General features: G+C 72.2%; 13 protein-coding genes. 7 read left to right on the forward strand and 6 right to left on the reverse strand.

What is annotated here, in order from left to right; translation table 11 throughout:
* Window positions 1-7 precede the first annotated feature (7 nt).
* Entirely contained in the window at window positions 8-2,536 is a 2,529-nt protein-coding gene (locus tag UWG_RS0102980; RefSeq protein ID WP_016905720.1) for a DEAD/DEAH box helicase, read from the reverse strand.
* 187 nt (window positions 2,537-2,723) lie between these two features.
* On the opposite strand from UWG_RS0102980, the gene UWG_RS0102985 reads away from it, so the two are divergent.
* Window positions 2,724-3,515: a metal-dependent hydrolase gene (locus UWG_RS0102985; protein ID WP_016905721.1), complete on the forward strand. Its 792-nt coding sequence runs from the start codon at window positions 2,724-2,726 to the stop codon at window positions 3,513-3,515.
* 558 nt (window positions 3,516-4,073) lie between these two features.
* A complete protein-coding gene (locus tag UWG_RS0102990) occupies window positions 4,074-4,241 on the forward strand; it encodes a hypothetical protein (RefSeq protein ID WP_029391115.1) in 168 nt (55 codons plus the stop codon).
* A 222-nt stretch (window positions 4,242-4,463) separates the two neighbouring features.
* On the opposite strand, the gene UWG_RS0102995 is transcribed toward UWG_RS0102990, so the two are convergent.
* Both UWG_RS0102995 and UWG_RS0103000 read right to left on the reverse strand, forming a co-directional pair.
* The gene (locus UWG_RS0102995; protein WP_016905723.1) at window positions 4,464-5,177 is read right to left on the reverse strand and encodes a response regulator; all 714 of its coding nucleotides are present in this window, start codon (window positions 5,175-5,177) and stop codon (window positions 4,464-4,466) included.
* Complete coding sequence (locus UWG_RS0103000; protein ID WP_016905724.1) at window positions 5,174-6,838, reverse strand: ATP-binding protein; 1,665 nt, start codon at window positions 6,836-6,838, stop codon at window positions 5,174-5,176. The genes UWG_RS0102995 and UWG_RS0103000 overlap by 4 nt, the downstream gene beginning before the upstream one ends.
* A 247-nt stretch (window positions 6,839-7,085) precedes the next feature.
* On the opposite strand from UWG_RS0103000, the gene UWG_RS0103005 reads away from it, so the two are divergent.
* The 3 genes from UWG_RS0103005 to UWG_RS0103015 are packed head-to-tail and all read left to right on the forward strand — an operon-like array spanning window position 7,086 to window position 10,269.
* Entirely contained in the window at window positions 7,086-8,075 is a 990-nt protein-coding gene (locus UWG_RS0103005) for a Bug family tripartite tricarboxylate transporter substrate binding protein (protein WP_016905725.1), read from the forward strand.
* Window positions 8,075-8,719, forward strand: a complete 645-nt coding sequence (locus UWG_RS0103010; protein ID WP_016905726.1) for a tripartite tricarboxylate transporter TctB family protein — start codon at window positions 8,075-8,077, stop codon at window positions 8,717-8,719. The genes UWG_RS0103005 and UWG_RS0103010 overlap by 1 nt, the downstream gene beginning before the upstream one ends.
* Window positions 8,720-8,721: 2 nt before the next feature.
* The gene (locus UWG_RS0103015) at window positions 8,722-10,269 is read left to right on the forward strand and encodes a tripartite tricarboxylate transporter permease (RefSeq protein ID WP_016905727.1); all 1,548 of its coding nucleotides are present in this window, start codon (window positions 8,722-8,724) and stop codon (window positions 10,267-10,269) included.
* A 219-nt stretch (window positions 10,270-10,488) separates the two neighbouring features.
* Here the strand turns inward: UWG_RS0103015 and UWG_RS0103025 are convergent, their stop codons facing one another.
* Together UWG_RS0103025 and UWG_RS0103030 are read right to left on the reverse strand one after the other, a co-directional pair.
* Window positions 10,489-12,279, reverse strand: coding sequence for an ABC transporter ATP-binding protein (locus UWG_RS0103025; protein ID WP_016905729.1), 1,791 nt, complete (start codon window positions 12,277-12,279; stop codon window positions 10,489-10,491).
* Complete coding sequence (locus tag UWG_RS0103030) at window positions 12,276-14,096, reverse strand: ABC transporter transmembrane domain-containing protein (RefSeq protein WP_016905730.1); 1,821 nt, start codon at window positions 14,094-14,096, stop codon at window positions 12,276-12,278. The genes UWG_RS0103025 and UWG_RS0103030 overlap by 4 nt, the downstream gene beginning before the upstream one ends.
* A gap of 277 nt (window positions 14,097-14,373) precedes the next feature.
* On the opposite strand from UWG_RS0103030, the gene UWG_RS0103035 reads away from it, so the two are divergent.
* On the forward strand, window positions 14,374-15,075 hold the full coding sequence (locus UWG_RS0103035) for a L,D-transpeptidase family protein (protein WP_016905731.1): 702 nt from the start codon (window positions 14,374-14,376) through the stop codon (window positions 15,073-15,075).
* A gap of 71 nt (window positions 15,076-15,146) precedes the next feature.
* On the opposite strand, the gene UWG_RS0103040 is transcribed toward UWG_RS0103035, so the two are convergent.
* Window positions 15,147-16,547, reverse strand: coding sequence for a Gfo/Idh/MocA family protein (locus tag UWG_RS0103040; protein WP_106429907.1), 1,401 nt, complete (start codon window positions 16,545-16,547; stop codon window positions 15,147-15,149).
* 310 nt (window positions 16,548-16,857) lie between these two features.
* On the opposite strand from UWG_RS0103040, the gene UWG_RS0103045 reads away from it, so the two are divergent.
* Window positions 16,858-18,234: an alpha-amylase gene (locus UWG_RS0103045; RefSeq protein WP_016905733.1), complete on the forward strand. Its 1,377-nt coding sequence runs from the start codon at window positions 16,858-16,860 to the stop codon at window positions 18,232-18,234.
* Window positions 18,235-18,282 lie beyond the last annotated feature (48 nt).

Genomic DNA, 18,282 nt, shown 5'->3' on the forward strand with positions numbered 1-18,282 from the left:
ACGGGTGTCACAGCCGTCCGACATCGGTGATCTTCAGCACGGCGCGGCCCTCCGCGTCGGAGGCGGTGAGGTCGACCTCGGCGGAGATGCCCCAGTCATGATCGCCCTGCGGGTCGTCGAAGGTCTGCCGGACGCGCCAGAGGCCGTCCTGCGGCACCTCCTCGATCCGGAGCAGCTTGGGGCCGCGCGCGTCCGGTCCCGTACCGAGGTCGTCGTACTCCTCCCAGTAGCCGTCCATCGCCTCGGCCCACGCGTCCTCGTCCCACCCCGACTCCGCGTCGAGCGCACCGAGTTCGGCGACCTTGTCCAGCGCGGCGAGCTCGACCCGGCGGAAGAGGGCGTTGCGCACGAGCACCCGGAAGGCCCGCGGGTTGCCGGTCACCGGTTTCACCTCGTCGGCGCGGTCCTGGGCCTCTTCGGCGGTCTCGTCCTCCGGGTTGGCGAGCTGCTCCCACTCGTCGAGGAGGCTGGAGTCGACCTGGCGCACCAGCTCGCCCAGCCAGGCCGTGATGTCCTGGAAGTCCTCCGACTTCAGGTCGTCGGGGACGGTGTGCTCCAGCGCCTTGTAGGCCCCGGCGAGGTAGCGCAGGACGATCCCCTCCGTCCTCGCCAGCTCATAGAAGGAGACGAACTCGCTGAAGGTCATGGCGCGTTCGTACATGTCCCGCACCACCGACTTCGGGGAGAGCGGGTGGTCCCCGACCCAGGGGTGCGACCTGCGGTAGAGCCCGTAGGCGTGGAAGAGGAGTTCCTCGAGCGGCTGCGGATGGGTGATGTCCATCAGCCGCTCCATCCGTTCCTCGTACTCGATGCCCTCCGCCTTCATCTCGGCGACGGCTTCGCCCTTCGCCTTGTTGGTCTGCGCGGCGAGGATCTGACGTGGATCGTCGAGCGTCGACTCCACCACCGAGACCATGTCCAGCGCGTAGGAAGGGGATTCGGGGTCGAGCAGTTCGAAGGCGGCGAGTGCGAACGTCGAGAGCGGCTGGTTGAGCGCGAAGTCCTGCTGGAGATCGACGGTGAGCCTGATCCGCCGGCCTTGCGCGTCGGGCTCGTCGAGCTGCTCGACGATGCCGCCGTCGAGGAGGGAGCGGTAGATGGCGATGGCGCGCCTGATGTGCCGCAGTTGGCTTCGGCGGTCCTCGTGGTTGTCCTCCAGCAGCTTCCGCATCTGCTGGAAGGCGTCGCCAGGCCGCGCGATGACGGCGAGGAGCATCGCGTGCGTGACGCGGAAGCGCGAGGTGAGGGGCTCCGGGTCGGAGGCGATCAGCTTCTCGAAGGTCTGTTGGCTCCAGTTGACCGAGCCTTCGGGCGCCTTCTTCCGCACCACCTTGCGGCGCTTCTTCGGGTCGTCCCCGGCCTTGGCGAGCGCCTTCTCGTTCTCGATCACATGCTCGGGCGCCTGTGCCACCACGAACCCGGAGGTGTCGAAGCCTGCCCGCCCGGCACGCCCCGCGATCTGGTGGAACTCCCGCGCCCGCAGCGTGCGGACGCGATTCCCGTCGTACTTCGCGAGCGCCGTGAAGAGCACGGTACGGATCGGCACGTTCACACCGACGCCGAGCGTGTCCGTGCCGCAGATGACCTTGAGGAGGCCGGCCTGCGCCAGGCGCTCGACGAGCCGCCGGTACTTCGGCAGCATCCCCGCGTGGTGCACGCCGATCCCGTGCCGGACGAACCGGGAGAGGTTGCGGCCGAAGCCGGTGGTGAAGCGGAAGTTGCCGATGATCTTCGCGATCTCGTCCTTCTCGGCGCGCGAGCACATATTGATGCTCATCAGCGCCTGAGCTCTCTCCACCGCCTGCGCCTGCGTGAAGTGGACGATGTAGACGGGTGCTTGGTGCGTCTCCAGGAGCTCGGTGAGGGTCTCGGTGAGCGGCGTCGTCCGGTACTCGTAGCTCAGCGGTACAGGGCGGGTCGCGGAGCTGACGACGGCGGTCGAGCGGCCCGTGCGTCGGCTGAGGTCCCCCTCGAAGCGCGAAACGTCGCCGAGGGTCGCGGACATGAGGACGAACTGCGCCTGCGGCAGCTCGAGGAGCGGGATCTGCCAGGCCCATCCGCGGTCCGGCTCCGCGTAGAAGTGGAACTCGTCCATCACCACTTGGCCGATGTCCGCGTCGGCGCCGTCGCGCAGGGCGATGGAGGCGAGGACCTCGGCGGTGCAGCAGATCACCGGGGCGTCGGAGTTGACCGAGGCGTCCCCCGTGAGCATCCCGACGTTCTCGGTGCCGAAGAGCTTGCAGAGGTCGAAGAACTTCTCCGAGACGAGCGCCTTGATCGGTGCCGTGTAGAAGGTGACCTTGTCCTGCGCCAGCGCGGCGAAGTGCGCTCCCGCGGCGACGAGGCTCTTACCCGAGCCCGTGGGCGTCGAGAGGATGACATTGGCCCCGGACACCACCTCGATCAGCGCCTCCTCCTGGGCCGGATAGAGCGAGATACCCCGCTCTTCCGCCCACTCCGAGAAGGACTCGAAGAGGGCGTCCGGATCGGCGTCGGCGGGCAACTGATCGATAAGGGTGGCTGTCACGGCCCCCATACTGCCTTGCCTCCCGGGCGATCGGTGAACCGGTGCGCCCGCGGTGATCATCGGACGCTACCCTGTGTCGCCGACCGGGTGTCAGATCCGAACCGACGACACCGGGGAACCAGCCGCCGGTGCTCCGGCGGCTCGTGGCGAGCCGCGCGCACGCGGACCGAGAGACAACCACAGGGCGGGGATAGAGATGATGGGACCGGCGCACTCGCTGTCGGGAGCGGCGGCGTGGCTCGGAGTGGGTGCGGCGGCGGCCTGGCTGGAGAACCCGATGCCCTGGCCGGTGCTCCTGACGGGCATGCTCATCTGCTCGGGCGCCGCACTCGCTCCCGACCTCGACCAGAAGTCGGCCACCATCTCCCGTGCTTTCGGGCCGCTCTCCAGGATCCTGTGCGGCATCATCGACACCGTCTCCACCGCCGTCTACAACGCGACGCGGGGCAAAGGGGAGAGGCACCGCTCGGGAGGGCACCGCACGCTGACCCACACCTGGCCGTGGGCGCTCTTCATCGGCGGCGGGTTCTCCGCGATCGCGTACTTCGGCGGACGCTGGGCGGTGCTGGTGATCCTCTTCATCCACATGGTGCTCGCCGTGGAGGGGCTGCTCTGGCGTGCGGCCCGGGTCTCCAGCGACGTCCTCGTCTGGCTGCTCGGCGCCACGAGTGCCTGGATGCTGGTGGAGATACTCGACCGCCCCGGCAACGGGGCCGACTGGCTCTTCGGCGCCGACGGCCGGGAGTACCTGTGGCTCGGGGTGCCGATAGTCGTGGGGGCGCTTGTCCACAACATCGGGGACGCGCTCACCGTTTCGGGGTGTCCGGTCCTGTGGCCGATACCGATAGCGGGCAAGCGCTGGTATCCGCTGGGCACACCCAGCTTCATGCGTTTCAGGGCCGGCGCCTGGGTGGAGAACGCGGTCCTCATGCCGGCCTTCATGGTGCTCGGCGGCGCGGGCAGCCTCGTCGCGCTCGGAGTGGTCTGAGCCGCACCCGGGCAACCCCCGTGGACAACCGCAGGTCGGCCTTCGCCGGCCCGGGGAGGCAGCGGGCCGTGGCCGAGGCAGGCGGCCGTCCGGAGCCGGTGGGCCTGTCGGTGCCTGCGAAGGGGCTGCAGGAGCGGGGGAGTTGGTTCGCCGGCGCGCTCCGGACGCTCTCGCCGCGATGGCTCGCGGCGAGGCTGTCCGGGAGGTGGACATCGCCGTTCTCGTCTCCGGGAGCGGAGTCAGCCGCCGGGAGACGGTGCGTGCGCCGTCTCGTCGTGCGGAGGTGTTCCTCCACGGTCGGGAGGAGTTGCGGGCCGCCTTCGCCGACCCGCCACGCGACGCTTCTCCCTCTATATGCCGAGTGGGGCCCCGTCGACGGGCACGGGCCGGGTGCTGTTCGAGGAGCGCCACCACGGGCGCCCCCGCACCCCCGGCGCCCCCCGACGTCACGACTGCTTTCGTCGGGAGGAGCAGGACGCGGAAGACCGGTCGAAACCGTTGCCCCAACCCGGCGTGACCGTCGAGGTGTTGGGTACCCGGCGCCCGGAGGTGAGAAGAGTGATTCCTTTGCTTCTCGTCCTGTTGCTTGCCCTGATCCTCTTCGGAGCGGGCTTCGCCGTGAAGGCGCTGTGGTGGATCGCGCTGGTCGTCCTGGTCGTGTGGCTGCTCGGCTTCGTCGTGCGCCCCGGCACCGGAGCCGGTCGCGGTCGCTGGTACCGCTGGTAGAAGGAGGCGCGCGCGGGTGTCCCGGGCAACAGCCCGGGGCGCCCGGCGACGCGTACGGCCGCCGGGGCGCCCTGTGCCGGTGCGGGGCCGAGCCCGGCACCGGACCCGCCCCGTCACCGGACCCGCGCCGTCACCGAATGCCGCGGGCCCACTCGTCGGCCCTGAGTAACGCCGACTCCTCGGCTGTCCCGGTCACTCCGGCAACGCCGACCCCCGACCCCGTCACTTCCCCGTGTCGGTGGCACCGGCGCGCAGCCAGCGGTAGCGGTGTTCGGGGCGTCCGGCCGAGCCGTACCGCATGCGCAGTTCGACGCGGCCGTCGGCGCAGAGGTGTTCCAGATAGCGGCGCGCGGTGACACGAGAGACGCCGGTGCGTGCGCTGACGTCGACGGCGGACAGGTCGCCTTCGGCGCCGCGGAGTACGTCCGCGACGAGTTCGCTAGTCGTCGACGTCAGCCCCTTAGGGAGCGCCGGAGCCGCGACGGGGGAGCGCATCAGTGCGAAGAGCCGGTCGACCTCCCGCTGCGAGGCGGCCTCGCCCGCGTCGGTCATCTTGCTGCGCGCGACGGCGTACCGCTCCAACCGGTCCCGCAGCGCCGTCAGCGGAAAGGGCTTCAACAAGTAGTGGACGGCACCGCCGTGGAGCGCGGCGCGCACCTGGTCGATGTCGCGTACGGCGGTGATGACGAGGAAGTCGACGGGATGGCGGGCCGCGGTCTCGGGCGCGCGCAGCGTGCGCAGCACCGAGATGCCCGTGTCGTCGGGGAGGTAGAGGTCGAGGAGGACGAGGTCGGGCCGCAGCCGCCGCACCGCGTCGAGCGCGTCGACGGCGGTGTGCACGACGCCTGCCGTGGTGAAACCGGGGAGGGAGTCGACGAGTTCGCGGTGGTTCCGGGCCACCCGAGCGTCGTCGTCGACGACGAGGACCCTGATCACGAAGGCACCGCCCGCGTCGCGGCGACACCCCGCGCGGCCTCGGCGACGGGCAGGTACGCGGTGAACACGGCCCCCTCCTCGCTGTCGGCCTCCCCTGGCACCACCTGGACACTGCCCGCGCGACTCTCGCAGACCTGGCGCACCAGCGCCAGCCCCAGCCCGCGACCGCCGCTGTCCCTCGCGGCTTTGGTGGTGAAACCGTAGTCGAAGATCTCCTCGGCGAGTTCGGCCGAGACCCCGCCGCCGGAGTCGATGACCCGGACTTCGACGAGGTCGCGCAGCAACTCCTCGCCGTCGGCCGGGTGGACGCGGACGAGCACCTCCAACCAGCCCTCGCCGACCGCCGTGACGGAGTCGAGCGCGTTGTCGACGAGGTTGCCGAGGACGAGGAGCACGTCCGACCGCAGCGTGCTCGGCAGCGGCGAGGGCACCCGGCTCATCGGGGAGAGCAGCAACTCCGCGCCGCGCTCGGCCGCTTGCGCGGACTTCGCGAGAGCGAGGGCCGCGACCGCCGGGTCGGCGATCCGCTCGCTCACCTCGTCGCTGGCCCGGGCGTGGGCGGCGGAGAGGTCGGCGAGGTAGGCGCGGGCCTCTTCCGTGGCGCCCAGCTCCAGCATCCCGGCGACGGTGTGGATGCGGTTGGCGAACTCGTGGGACTGCGCCCGCAGTCCGCTCGTGACCGTGCGGGCGCCGTCGAGTTCGCCGGTGAGCCGGTCGAGTTCGGTGCGGTCGCGCAACGTCACCACGGCCCCGGCCGTGCGGCCCCGCACCCGTACCGGCATGCGGTTGCAGACGAGGATGCGGGCTCCGGCGAGGACGATGCGGTCGGCGCCGGGGTCGTCGCCGGAGACGATGTCGCGGAGCCGCGCATCGAGGCCGAGGTCTTCGAGCACGCGGCCCTCGCTCGCCGCGGGGAGGTCGAGCATCTCCCGCGCGGGCGGGTTGACGAGGACGACGCGGCCTTCCGTATCGACGGCGAGCACGCCCTCCCTGATGCCGTAGAGCAGCGCCTCCCTGCTCTCCAAGAGCGCAGTGATCTCGGCGGGTTCGAGCCCGTACGTCTTGGCCCGCACCCGGCGCGAGAGCACGAAGGCGCCGGCCGCGCCGAGCACGAGCACCGTCGCGGTGGTCCCCAGCACCCAGGGGAGCGCGGCGGTGGCCTCGCTCGCGATGTCCGAGGTGAGCACACCGACCGAGACGTACCCGACGACTTCGCCCTTCGAGCGCACCGGCACCTTCGCACGCACGCTGCGGCCCTGGGTGCCGGTCTGCTCACCGCTCCACTCGTGCCCGGTGGCCGCCGGACCCGGTGGTGTGGAGACTCGCCTGCCGATCAACTCGTCGTCCACGTGCGACCTCCGCGTGCCGTCGGGCGTCGCCACGACCACGTACAGCGCGCCCGTCGCCCGCTGGACGTCGTCGGCGAGCGGGTCGATCACCCGCGCGCCGTCCGGGCGCGGCACCGCCTCGCGGACCTGGGGCATGAGGGCCACCGAGCGGGCGATGGTGAGCACGCGTTCGCTGTACTGCCGGTCCAACTCGTCGTCGTGGTGGGCGATCCAGAGGCCGCCCGTCGCCGTCACCGCGAGGGTGAGGAGCAGGACGCAGCCCACGAAGAGGGAGCCGGTGAGGGAGAGACGGCGGGGGCGCGGAAGGTGCATGAGGAGATATCAGCGGAGGAGAAGAGCGGGGGTACAGGGGCCGGCCGGGCGATGCGGGCGCGGCCGGATCGCGACCAATACGACCACTATGACGTCAGTGTTAACAGATCTCGAACGTGCCTGTAACCGCGCTCACACTGTGGTGCACCCCGCAGCGCCGGCCTCCCGCGGGAGGCGGTGCGCCGCGGCCGGCGAAAGGCCCGGCAAGGCGCCGGGCACCGCACCGAGGAGAGAAAGGACGGACGGGATGAAGTCAGCCAGGCTCCTGAAACGTGCGGCGGCCGTGTCCGCCGCCGTGCTCCTGGTCGGGGCCGCCGTCGTCGACGTACGGCAGAAGGCCGCGTCGGGCAGCGGCCCCGGCGAGAAGCTGATGCTGATCGCGCCCGCGGCGCCCGGCGGCGGCTGGGACATGCTCGCGCGGGAGATGCAGAGCGGTCTGCGCGAGGAGGACCTGCGCTACAACGTCGAGGTCGCCAACGCCGAGGGCGCCGGCGGGACCATCGGCCTCACGCAGAACGCCAACAGGCGCGGCCAGGACAACGTGCTCACCATGTCGGGCCTCGGCATGGTCGGCGCGGTCGAAAGCCTCGATTCGCAGCACACCATGGCCGATTCGACGCCGATCGCCCAACTCGCCTCCGAGTACCTGACGGTCGTCGTCCCCGCCAAGTCCCCCTACAAGACCCTCGACGACCTCGCCGAGGACTGGCCCGGCAAGGCGAAGGACCTGCCGGTGGCGGGCGGATCGATGGGCGGCGTCGACCAGATCTTCGCCGCACGGGTCGCGGAGAGCATGGACACACCCCCGGCGGAGATCAACTACCTGCCGTACGCGGGCGGAGGCGAGGTCCTCACCTCGCTCCTCTCCGGAACGGCCGACGTCGGCTTCGGCACCTTGGGCGACTTCAGCGACCAGTTGGAGACCGGCTCCGTCCGCGCCCTCGGCGTCTCCTCGAAGGAGCGGCTGGACGGCGTCGACGTGCCGACGATGGCGGAGGAAGGGTACGACGTGGAGATGTCGAACTGGCGCGGCGTCATCGCACCGCCGGGGCTGACGCGGGCGGAGACGGCGAAGCTGGAGCGGGTCGTCGAGAAGCTCAGGAACAGCCCCAGTTGGGCCGACACCCTCAAGCGCAACCGGTGGACCGACACCTACCAGGGCCGCGCCGAGTTCGAGGAGTTCCTGAAGAAGGAGACGGCGGAGACGAGGAAGACCGTGAAGGCGCTGGGGCTGTGATGACGAACCGACAGAATCCCGCGCAACCGGACGACCCCGCCGAGACCACCGAACCCCCGCCCACCGCAGGCGACTCGGGCACAACGGAGCCCTCGGGCGCCGACCCGACGCCCGACGCCGACCCGGCCCCGGCACCCGAGCCGGCCCACGACCCGGAGACCGTGCCGTGGACGGGGCGGACCGCCTGGGTCTTCCCCGGGCTCGTGGCGCTCTTCGGCGCCGTCGCCGTCCGGGGCGCTCTCACCATCGAGGCCCCGCCGCACAGTCCGCCGCCGGGTCCCGGAGTCGTCCCCGGCATCGTCGGCACGCTGCTGCTCCTCGTCGCCGCCCGCATGGCTCTCGTCAACCTGCGCGTGGCGCGGCGGATACGGCAGGGCGCACAGGTGCCGGGCACCCCCGGGGTCGACTGGCCGCCCGTCGGGATCATCGTCCTCACCCTCGCCGTCCACGTCGCGCTGCTGGAGCCGCTGGGCTGGCTGCTCTCCGGAGCGCTCCTCTTCTGGGGCGTCGCGTACGCCTTCGGAGCGCGGACCTGGGTGCGGGACGCGTTGGTCTCCCTGTCGATGTCGGCGGCCGTGCAGGTCGGCTTCTCGCTCGGCCTCGGGCTCAACCTGCCCGGTGGCGTACTGGAGTTGGTGCTGTAACCATGGATGCGATAGTCCTCCTCCGCGACGGCCTCGCGGCGGCGCTGACGCCCGGCAACCTGCTGTGGGCCCTCTGCGGCGTCGTCCTCGGCACCGCCGTCGGCGTCCTGCCCGGCATGGGCTCGGCGATGGCGGTGGCGCTGCTGCTGCCCGTCACCTTCCAGATGGACCCGACGAGCGCGTTCATCCTCTTCGCCGGCGTCTACTACGGCGGCATGTTCGGCGGCGCGACGACCTCGATCCTGCTCAACACCCCGGGGCAGGCGTCCTCGATCGCCACGACCTACGAGGGCCACCGGATGGCGCTCGGTGGACGCGCACCGCAGGCGCTCGGCACGGCGGTGATCGGTTCGTTCGTGGCGAGCATCGTCGGCACGCTCGTCGTGGCGCTCTTCGCGCCCACGATGGTCGACTTCGCGCTGAAGTTCGGCCCCGGCGAGTACTTCGCGCTGACGGTCTTCTCCTTCGTGGCGGTCGCGGCGGTCGTCTCTGGGTCGGTGCTGCGGGGCGTCGCCTCGCTGCTCATCGGCATCGCGATCGGGCTCGTCGGCATCGACGGGCAGAGCGGGGCGCCCCGCTTCGACTTCGGTTCGGCCGTCCTGCTCGACGGCATCGACATCGTCATCGTCACCGTCGGCCTGCTCGCGCTCGGTGAGGTGCTGCACGTCGCCGCACGCGGCAGGAACGCCCCCGACCTCGCCTCCATCCGCTCGGGGAAGCCGTGGCTCAAACGGCGCGACGTGCGCCGCTCCCTGCCGGCGTGGCTGCGCGGCACGGCGCTGGGCACGGCCTTCGGGCCGATCCCGGGCTCCGGGGCGGAGATCCCGACGTTCCTCTCGCTCGGCGCGGAGCGCCGGTTCGCCAAGCGGCGCGAGCAACGCGGCGGCGACGAGAACGAGTTCGGCAACGGCGCCATCGAGGGCGTCGCAGGTCCCGAGGCAGCCAACAACGGGAGCGCGGCCGGCAGCCTCGTCCCGCTGCTCGGCCTCGGCCTCCCGACCTCGGCGACGGCGGCGATCATGCTCGCGGCGTTCCAGCAGTACGGGCTCCAGCCGGGTCCCGTGCTCTTCGAGCGCAACGGCGACCTCGTCTGGACGCTCCTCGCCAGCCTGCTGATCGGCAGCGTCCTGCTGCTGGTGATCAACCTGCCGTTCGCCCCGCTGTGGGCGAGGCTGCTGAAGCTGCCGAAGCCCTACCTGTACGCGGGGATCACCCTCTTCTCGGTGCTCGCCGTCTATGCGATCAACGCGTCGGTCGTCCACCTCGTGATGCTGATCGGCGTGGCGCTTCTCGCGTTCGTTATGCGGCACTTCGGGGTGCCCGTCGCGCCTGCGCTCATCGGCGTCGTCCTCGGCCCGATCGCCGAGAGCGAGCTGCGCCGCGCCCTCGCTGCCTCGGCGGGGGACCTGTCGATCCTCGTCGACAGCGGGATCTCGCTGACGCTCTACGCGCTGGTCCTGATCGCCGCGTGCATCCCGCTCGTCTCGCGCGTGCGCCGCCTGCGCGCCGAGCGCAGGGAGCGGGAGACGACGGGGGTCGGCACCTCCTAGCACGGCCCGCCCGGCGGCGGCGCGTCGTACTCGGCGCCGCCGCCGGGCTCACGGCTGCGCGGGCACCCGCAGGCCGGGGGACGGGCCGTCGGCGCCAGGTCGGCCACGAGGCCGCAGTGGTCGCCGGTCTGCACTCCGTCGACCGGTTCGACGAGGACCCGGTCGCAGGAGACCACTCGGAGAGTCGGCCCGAACAGCCCGCAGCGCGGGCGCCCGCTCCTACCCGTGCCACGACCGCCACAGCGCCGCGTACGCGCCGTCCGCGGCGAGGAGTTCGGCGTGGCTGCCGAACTCGCTGATACGGCCGTCCTCGACGACGGCGATGGCGTCGGCGTCGTGCGCCGTGTGGAGCCGGTGGGCGATGGCGACGACGGTGCGACCGTCCAGCACCGTGGCGAGGGAGCGTTCCAACTGCCGGGCCGCGCGCGGGTCGAGGAGGGACGTCGCCTCGTCGAGGACGAGGGTGTGCGGGTCGGCGAGGACGAGTCGCGCGAGGGCGATCTGCTGCGCCTGCGCCGGTGTCAGAACCGCGCCTCCCGAGCCGACCTGCGCGTCGAGGCCTCCTTCGAGCGCCGCGGCCCACTCGGACGCACCGACGGCGCGGAGCGCCGCCCACAGTTCGGTGTCGCGGGCCTCCGGCCTGGCGAGCCGCAGGTTGTCGCGGAGCGGTCCGACGAAGACGTGGTGCTCCTGGTTGACGAGCGCCACGTGCCGCCGCACGTCTTCGGCCGGCATCGTCCCCAACTCGGCGTCGCCGAGCGTGAGTCGCCCCTCGCGGGGCCGGTAGACCCCGGCGAGCAGCCGCCCCAGCGTCGACTTGCCCGCCCCCGAAGGGCCGACGAGGGCCACGCGGGAGCCGGTGCTGACCCGCAGGGTGAGCCCGTGGAGGACGTCGGCGCCTTCGAGGTAGCCGAAGCGGACGTCCTCGGCGCTGAGGGCGCGCCCCCGGGGCTCCGAGCCTGCCTCCCCCGCCTCGGGGCCGATCTCCCGCACCCCGACGAGGCGGGCCAACGAAACCTGCGCGACCTGGAGTTCGTCGTACCAGCGCAGGATCATGCCCACGGGTTCGATGAGCATCTGGGCGAGGAGCGCGCCCGTGGTGAGCTGCCCCACGGTGATCCACCCCTCCAGCGCGAACGCCCCGCCGAGCATCAGCACGGAGCCGAGGACGAGCATGTCGGTGAGGTTGATCGTCGGGAAGATGATCGTCCGGAGCCACATCGTGTACCGCTCCCATGCCGTCCACTCCGCGACGCGGCGGTCGCTCAGCGCCACCCGCCGCGCGGAGAGCCGGTGGGCCTCGACGGTGCGGCCCGCGTCGATCGTCTCCGCGAGCGCGGCGGCGACGGCGGCGTACCCGGCGGCCTCCGAGCGGTAGGCGCGCGGCGCCCGGCGGAAGTACCACCGGCACCCGAGGAGGAGCACCGGGAGCGCGACCAGCAGCGAGACGGCCAACTCCGGTGCGGTGAGGGCCAGTGCGCCGATGAGCAGCAGCGCCCAGGCGACGCCGATCGCCAACTGCGGTACGGCTTCTCGCATGGCGTCGGAGAGGCGGTCGATGTCGGTGGTGATCCGCGAGAGGAGGTCTCCCGTCCCTGCCTTCTCCAGGACTCCGGGGGGCAGCCGCACCGAGCGGACGAGGAAGTCCTCCCGCAGGTCGGCGAGCATGCGTTCGCCGAGTACGGCGCCGTGCAGCCGGACCTGCCGGGTGAAGAGCGCCTGCAGGGCGAGCGCGCCGAGGAAGAAGGCGACCGTGCGTGCCAGCGGCAGCTCGCGCTCGCCTGCGGCGAGCCGCTCCACGAGCCCGCCGAGGAGGTGCGGCCCCACCAACGAGGCCAGCACGGCCGCGCAGTTGAACGCCATCAGCAGCCCGAACGCGAGCCGGTGCCTGCGCAGCAGCTCCCGCACGTACGTGCGCACGGTGCGCGGTCTCCCCACGGGGAGGGTGGTGGCGTCCTCGGGGGCCGCCGGGTCGTAGGCGGGCGGTGCGACGCCGATGCGGCCGCTCATACCGCCGCCTCCTGTTCCTGCCCGTCCCCGCGCTCGTCGTCCCGCGCGGGGGAGATCGGCGTGCGGCTGCCGGTGTCCGGGGCGCCGCGGGCGACGACGGAGCGGTACGCGGGCTCCGTACGCAGCAGTCGGGCGTGGTCGCCCACGGCTCGTACCCGGCCGTCGACGAGGAGCGCCACGCGCTCTGCCCGGTCGAGGAGGAGCGGGCTCGTGGTGAGCACGACGGTCGTGCGCCCCTTGCGCAGCCCTTCGAGGCCGGCGGCGATGCGGGCCTCCGTGTGCGCGTCGACGGCCGAGGTCGGCTCGTCGAGGACGAGGACGTCCGGATCGGTGAGGAGGGAGCGGGCGAGGGCGAGCCGCTGGCGCTGCCCGCCGGAGAGGGAGCGTCCGCGTTCGGTGAGGTGCGCGGCCATCGGGTCGCCTCCGCACTCCGGGCTGGAGCGCGCCAACGCCGTGAGCACGTCGGCGCATTCGGCAGCGCGCAGCGCCTCGTACGGCTCGACGGCGCCGGAGGAGGGGACGTCGAGGAGCGCGGCAAGAGTGCCGGAGAGCAGCGACGGGTCCTTGTCCTGGACGAGCACCGCGCGGCGTGCCGCTTCCCGCGGCAGGGCGTCGAGGGGGACACCGCCGAGAAGCACGGAGGGCTCTCCGTCCGGCGCGGGCGGGTGGCCGCCGAGGCGTTCTGCGAGGTGCCCAGCGGCGTCCGGGTCGTCGCAGACGACGGCGGTGAACATCCCTTCAGGGGCGCGCAGTCCGCTCGCCGGGTCGTGCAATTCGCCTGCGGGCGGCTCCCGAACGCCCCCTTCGCCGGTGTCCCCCTCCGCGCGCTCCAGCGCCAGTACCCTGGCGGCGCGGGCGGCGGAGGGGCGCGAGAAGGAGTAGGCCATGGCGAACTCCTGGAAGTCGCGGAGCGGCATCAGCAGGTACGTCACGAGTCCGTAGACGGTGACGAGGCGGCCCACGGAGAGCGCTCCGGCGAGGACGGCGTGCGTGCCGTACCAGACGACGCCGACGAGGAGGAGCCCCGGCAGCGCCACCTGGACCGTCTCGATCAGTGCCCACATCCGCGCGGTGCGCACCGCGGCCGTGCGGACGCGCTGGGACGCGTCGCGGTACCTGCCGAGGAAGAGTTCCTCGCCGCCGATCCCGCGGAGCACCCGGAGTCCCGCGACGGTGTCGGCCGCCAATTCGGTGGCGTGCCCCGCGAGTTCGCGCTGGCGGCCGGCTCTCCGGGTGGCCAGGGGCAGGAGCGGGAGCACGGCGAGCGCGAGGCAGCAGAGGCCCCCCGCGGCGAGAAGGCCGAGCTGCGGTTCGTAGACGAGGAGCGCGCCGCAGACCCCGAAGGCGGCGAGCACGGAGGAGGTGAACCGGGAGGTGGACTCGACGCACCAGCCGATCTTCTCCACGTCACCCGTGGAGACGGCGACGACCTCGCCGGCGGCGACCTTGCGGGTGAGGCCGGCGCCGAGCCTCGCGGCACGGCGGGCGAGTACCTGCTGGATGCGGGCGGCCGCGGTGATCCAGTTGCTCACGGACTGGCGGTGGAGCATGGTGTCGCCGAGCGTGACGGCGAGCGCGAGCACCGCCAACATCGCGCCGGCGCCGGCGAGTCGGCCGCCCGAGCCGTCGGTGACCGCCTGCACGGCGGACCCCACGACGACCGGCAGCAGCGCGACGCCGCCCCGGTGGAGCATCCCCCAGCCGAGCGCCCGTAGTTGGCCGCCGAGTTGACCGCGGCCGAGCCACCGCAGCAACCGCGCCCCCGAGCGCGCGTCGGGTCGGCCGGGATCGTCGTAGGGGAGATCCTTGATCTGCATGGCGTCCGGTTCTGCTGGCGGGGTCTGCGACCGTCACAGGCTGGGTGGAATGATGACGGAAATCAACGGGTTTTTCCGTGCCGCCGATCCGTGTCCTTGCCGGGTGCGACGATGGATGCGGGAGGAGACCGGGGCGGGCGACGTCGCGGGGACGAGCAGGGGAGGTCGGGCGTCGGCAAGGGCGAGGGACGCGGACGGCAGGACGAACTCACCGGCTGCGCACGGTCGTCGGCGGCGGCGCGCAGGGCGCGGCCCGGCGTGGGCGTGCACGGCGGCGGTGTGTGCCGCGGCGCTGGTCGGGACGCTCGCCGGGTGCGGAGGAGCGGCCGAGGAGACGGCGGAGCGGAAGCCGAGCGGCGGCCCTTCGACGGCGTCGGCCGACGCCGGGCACGGCGACCCGAGGCACGTCCCGGGCGTGGGCGAGCGGTACCGCGCGAAGATCCCCCGCGGGAGCAGCCAGGTGGTCGCCGTCTACGGAAAGGGCGAGGACTCCGCGGAGTCGACCGTCCGCCTCTTCACCCGCAAGGGCGAGCGCTGGACGCAGCAGGAGAGTTGGCCGGCGCACAACGGACGCAAGGGCTGGGCAGAGGACCACCGCGAGGGCGACAAGCGCAGCCCGGTCGGCGTCTTCACGCTCTCGGACGCCGGCGGTGTCAGGAGCGATCCGGGCGCGGCGCTGCCCTACACCAGCAGCACCGCCTTCACTCCTCCCGCGTACTGGCCGAAGAAGACCCGGCACGACTTTGACTACGTCATCGCGATCGACTACAACCGCGTCGAGGGCACTTCGCCCCTCGATCCGACTCGCCCCGAGGGCCGGGCGAAGGGCGGCAGCATCTGGCTCCACCGCGATCACGGCGACGGCACCTCGGGCTGCGTCACCCTCTCCTCGGCGGCCATGCGCCACCTGCTGCGCACCCTCGACCCGGACCGCAAGCCCGTGGTCGTGATGGGCGACCGGGCGACCCTCGCGGGGTGAACTCCGCCCGCACGGGGGCGAGTCGGCGGTACGTGCCCCGTGCCGACGGGTCGCCGGCACGGGGCGGGGACTCACCCCTGCGGGTCGTCGGGCTGCTCGGAGTCGAGCCCGTCGCGCTTCTTCCGCCACTCGCCGCGGGTGAAGTCGGGGATCTCCTGCGGCGCCCCGTGCGCCTTGATGGAGGCGTGGCTGAGCGGTACGGGCGAGGACCAGGTCGCCGCGTCGTAGACGTCGAAGTCGGGGACGAGGCCGAGGCGCATGCACTGCATCAGCCGGAAGAGCATCACGTAGTCCATGCCGCCGTGGCCGCCGGGCGGATCGGCGTGCTCCTTCCAGAGCCAGTGGTCCCGGTCGGCGTACTTGTCGAAGTCGCCCCATTCGTCCCCGGACATCTCGGGCTCCAGGTAGATGCGGGGCGGGTAGTCCTCGAAGACGCCCTTGGTGCCGGCGAGGATGTTGAGGCGGTCGTAGGGATGCGGGTTGGAGACGTCGTGCTCCAGCCGGATCAGCCGGCCCTGCGCCGTCTGCACCAGCGATATCGACATGTCGCTCTCGATGTAGCTCTCCTTCCAACTCTCGTGCCCGGGCGGCATGTTCTCCTCCCGGTACGCCGCGAGCCCGAGTGCGGGGGAGCCGAAGGTGGAGATGCGGACGGCGCGGTCACCGCGGTTGACGTCGAAGTAGCCGGCGATGGGACCGAAGCCGTGGTTCGGGTAGAGGTCGCCCCGCAGCTTCGTGTGCCAGCGGCGGCGCCACGGGCCCTCGTAGTAGTCCGGGTCGAACATCAACTCCCGGAGGTCGTGGAGGTAGGCGCCGGCGCCGTGGAGCAGGTCGCCGAAGAGGCCCTCGTGCGCCATGCGGAGCACCCGCATCTCGTTGCGTCCGTACGCGCAGTTCTCGAGCTGCATGCAGTGGCGGCGCCGGCGCTCCGAGAGGTCGACGAGTTCCCACAGCTCGTCGACCCGGAGCGCCAGCGGACACTCCACGCCGACGTGCTTGCCCTCGCGCAGCGCCGTCCTCGCCATCTCGAAGTGGAAGTCCCACGGGGTCGCGACGTACACGAAGTCGAGGTCGCCGCGCGCGCAGAGTGCGGCGTAGTCGTCCTCGCCCGAGGTGTAGAGCGCGGGTGCCGGCTGGCCCGCGTCGGTGACCTTCTTCGCGGCGCGCTCGGCCTTCTCGCGGACCGGGTCGCAGAGCGCCACCACGCGCACGCCCTCCAGCGCGAGGTAGAGATCGATCATGCTGCCGCCCCGCTGCCCGAGCCCCACGAGCCCGACGCGGACGGTTCTGTGGCGTTCGAACGGGGTATCGACCATCGTCCGCCCCTTGCGCGGCGGCGCTTCGGCGGAGGTCGCCGCCGCGGGGGAGGCGGCGGCTGCCTCCCCCGTGCCGAGCGCGCCGACGCTCAGGCCCGCGCCTGCCGCGCCGGCGCCGCGCAGTAGGGAACGGCGGCTGAAATCGGGGATGTTCACGGAGACCTCCAGCGGGTCGGAGAGCCACCCCCGGGCCGGCGGAGCGGGTCCGGCGCGCCCGGTCGGCAGCTCTGCGTACGTCGGATTCCTCAACTCCGCGCGAGACACTGCACGTTGGAGGGGTCTTGGCGCAAGAGCGCGGTAAGTGCCGCAAGTCGATGGCGGGTTTGCAGAAAGTCCGTGGAAACCCTTGCGGAAGTCTTGACGTGCTCACGTGGCCGGCGGCAGTCTCACCGGTACCCCCACGGCGGCCCGGGCGCGCGGCTGCCCTTTCGGAACACGCACCCGTACCGCGAAGGAGCCGCACACCATGAAGACCCCCGAGAAACGGCGCTGGATCAGCGCGGGCACCGCAGGGGTGCTCGCCGCCGGCGGCCTCGTCGTCCTCGCGCCCTGGCAGTCCCAGGCCACCCCGCCCGGCGAGAAGACGGTCACCGCGACCCTCTTCGAGCGCCCCTTCACCTCCGTCGCGCAGGCGTGCGAGGAGGACCTCGGCCCGGCCGGGTACGGCTACGTCGAGGTCTCGCCGGCGATGGAGCACATCGAGGGCGACCAGTGGTGGACCTCCTACCAGCCCGTCAGCTACGAGATCGCCGGACGGCTCGGCGACCGCGGTGAGTTCGAGGCGATGGTCGCCGCCTGCGACCAGGCCGGCGTCAAGGTGATCGCGGACGCGGTGATCAACCACATGACCTCGGGCTCCGGCACCGGCACCGGAGGCACCGCCTACCAGAAGTACGAGTACCCGGACCTCTACGAGGACGGCGACTTCCACACCTGCCGCAACGACATCTCCGACTACACCGACAGGGACGACGTCCAGAACTGCGAACTCGTCGGCCTCGCCGACCTCGACACCGGTAGCGAGAAGGTGCGCGGCGCGATCGCCGGCTACCTCGACGACCTCCGCTCGATGGGCGTCGCCGGCTTCCGCATCGACGCGGCCAAGCACATGGCGGCCGAGGACGTCGAGGGGATCAAGGCGGCGATGACCGAGGACCCGGGGTTCTGGGTCAGCGAGGTCATCCACGGCGAAGGCGAGGCCGTCGGGCCCGACGAGTACACGGGCGTCGGCGACGTCGACGAGTTCCGGTTCGGCACCCATGTGAAGAGCGCCTTCGAGGGCGGCGACCTCGGCTCGCTCCAGAACATCGCCGAGGGGAAGCTGGACGGCGGCGACGCGCGTACCTTCGTCGACAACTGGGACACCGAGCGGAACGGTTCGACGCTCAGCTACAAGGACGGCGACACCTACGCCCTCGCCAACGCCTTCATGCTCGCCCACCCCTACGGCTCGCCGAACGTCTACTCCGGCTACGAGTTCGACGACGAGGACGCGGGCCCGCCCAGCGGCGGCGAGGGCTGGACCGACATGCACGCGCGGTCCGACGTCACGGGCATGGTCGGCTTCCGCAATGCCGTCGGCGACGCGGAGTTGGGCAACTGGTGGTCCGAGGGCAGCGCGCTCGCCTTCAGCCGCGGGGACGCCGGCTTCGTCGCCCTCAACAACGGCGACGCCGCCCTCGACCAGTCCTTCGCCAGCTCCCTCCCGGCCGGCACCTACTGCAACGTCGCCTCCCCGGAGGGCGGTTGCTCCGACACCGTCGACGTGTCCGAAGACGGCACCGTCCGGACAACGGTGCCCGCACACGGCGCGGTAGCCCTGCACACGGGGGCCACCGCCTGACGCCGCTCCCCCCGCGCTGCCCCCGCCGAGCGGCGGGGGCAGCGCTCT

Source organism: Streptomyces xiaopingdaonensis, from assembly GCF_000262345.1.
GTDB classification, from domain to species: domain Bacteria; phylum Actinomycetota; class Actinomycetes; order Streptomycetales; family Streptomycetaceae; genus Streptomyces; species Streptomyces xiaopingdaonensis.

Bases quoted from the DNA above. Each gene is read 5' to 3' on its own strand.
- UWG_RS0102980 (WP_016905720.1), bottom strand. From the start codon at position 2,536: ATGGGGGCCGTGACAGCCACCCTTATCGATCAGTTGCCCGCCGACGCC.
- UWG_RS0102985 (WP_016905721.1), top strand. From the start codon at position 2,724: ATGATGGGACCGGCGCACTCGCTGTCGGGAGCGGCGGCGTGGCTCGGA.
- UWG_RS0103000 (WP_016905724.1), bottom strand. From the start codon at position 6,838: ATGCACCTTCCGCGCCCCCGCCGTCTCTCCCTCACCGGCTCCCTCTTC.
- UWG_RS0103005 (WP_016905725.1), top strand. From the start codon at position 7,086: ATGAAGTCAGCCAGGCTCCTGAAACGTGCGGCGGCCGTGTCCGCCGCC.
- UWG_RS0103010 (WP_016905726.1), top strand. From the start codon at position 8,075: ATGACGAACCGACAGAATCCCGCGCAACCGGACGACCCCGCCGAGACC.
- UWG_RS0103015 (WP_016905727.1), top strand. From the start codon at position 8,722: ATGGATGCGATAGTCCTCCTCCGCGACGGCCTCGCGGCGGCGCTGACG.
- UWG_RS0103025 (WP_016905729.1), bottom strand. From the start codon at position 12,279: ATGAGCGGCCGCATCGGCGTCGCACCGCCCGCCTACGACCCGGCGGCC.
- UWG_RS0103030 (WP_016905730.1), bottom strand. From the start codon at position 14,096: ATGCAGATCAAGGATCTCCCCTACGACGATCCCGGCCGACCCGACGCG.
- UWG_RS0103045 (WP_016905733.1), top strand. From the start codon at position 16,858: ATGAAGACCCCCGAGAAACGGCGCTGGATCAGCGCGGGCACCGCAGGG.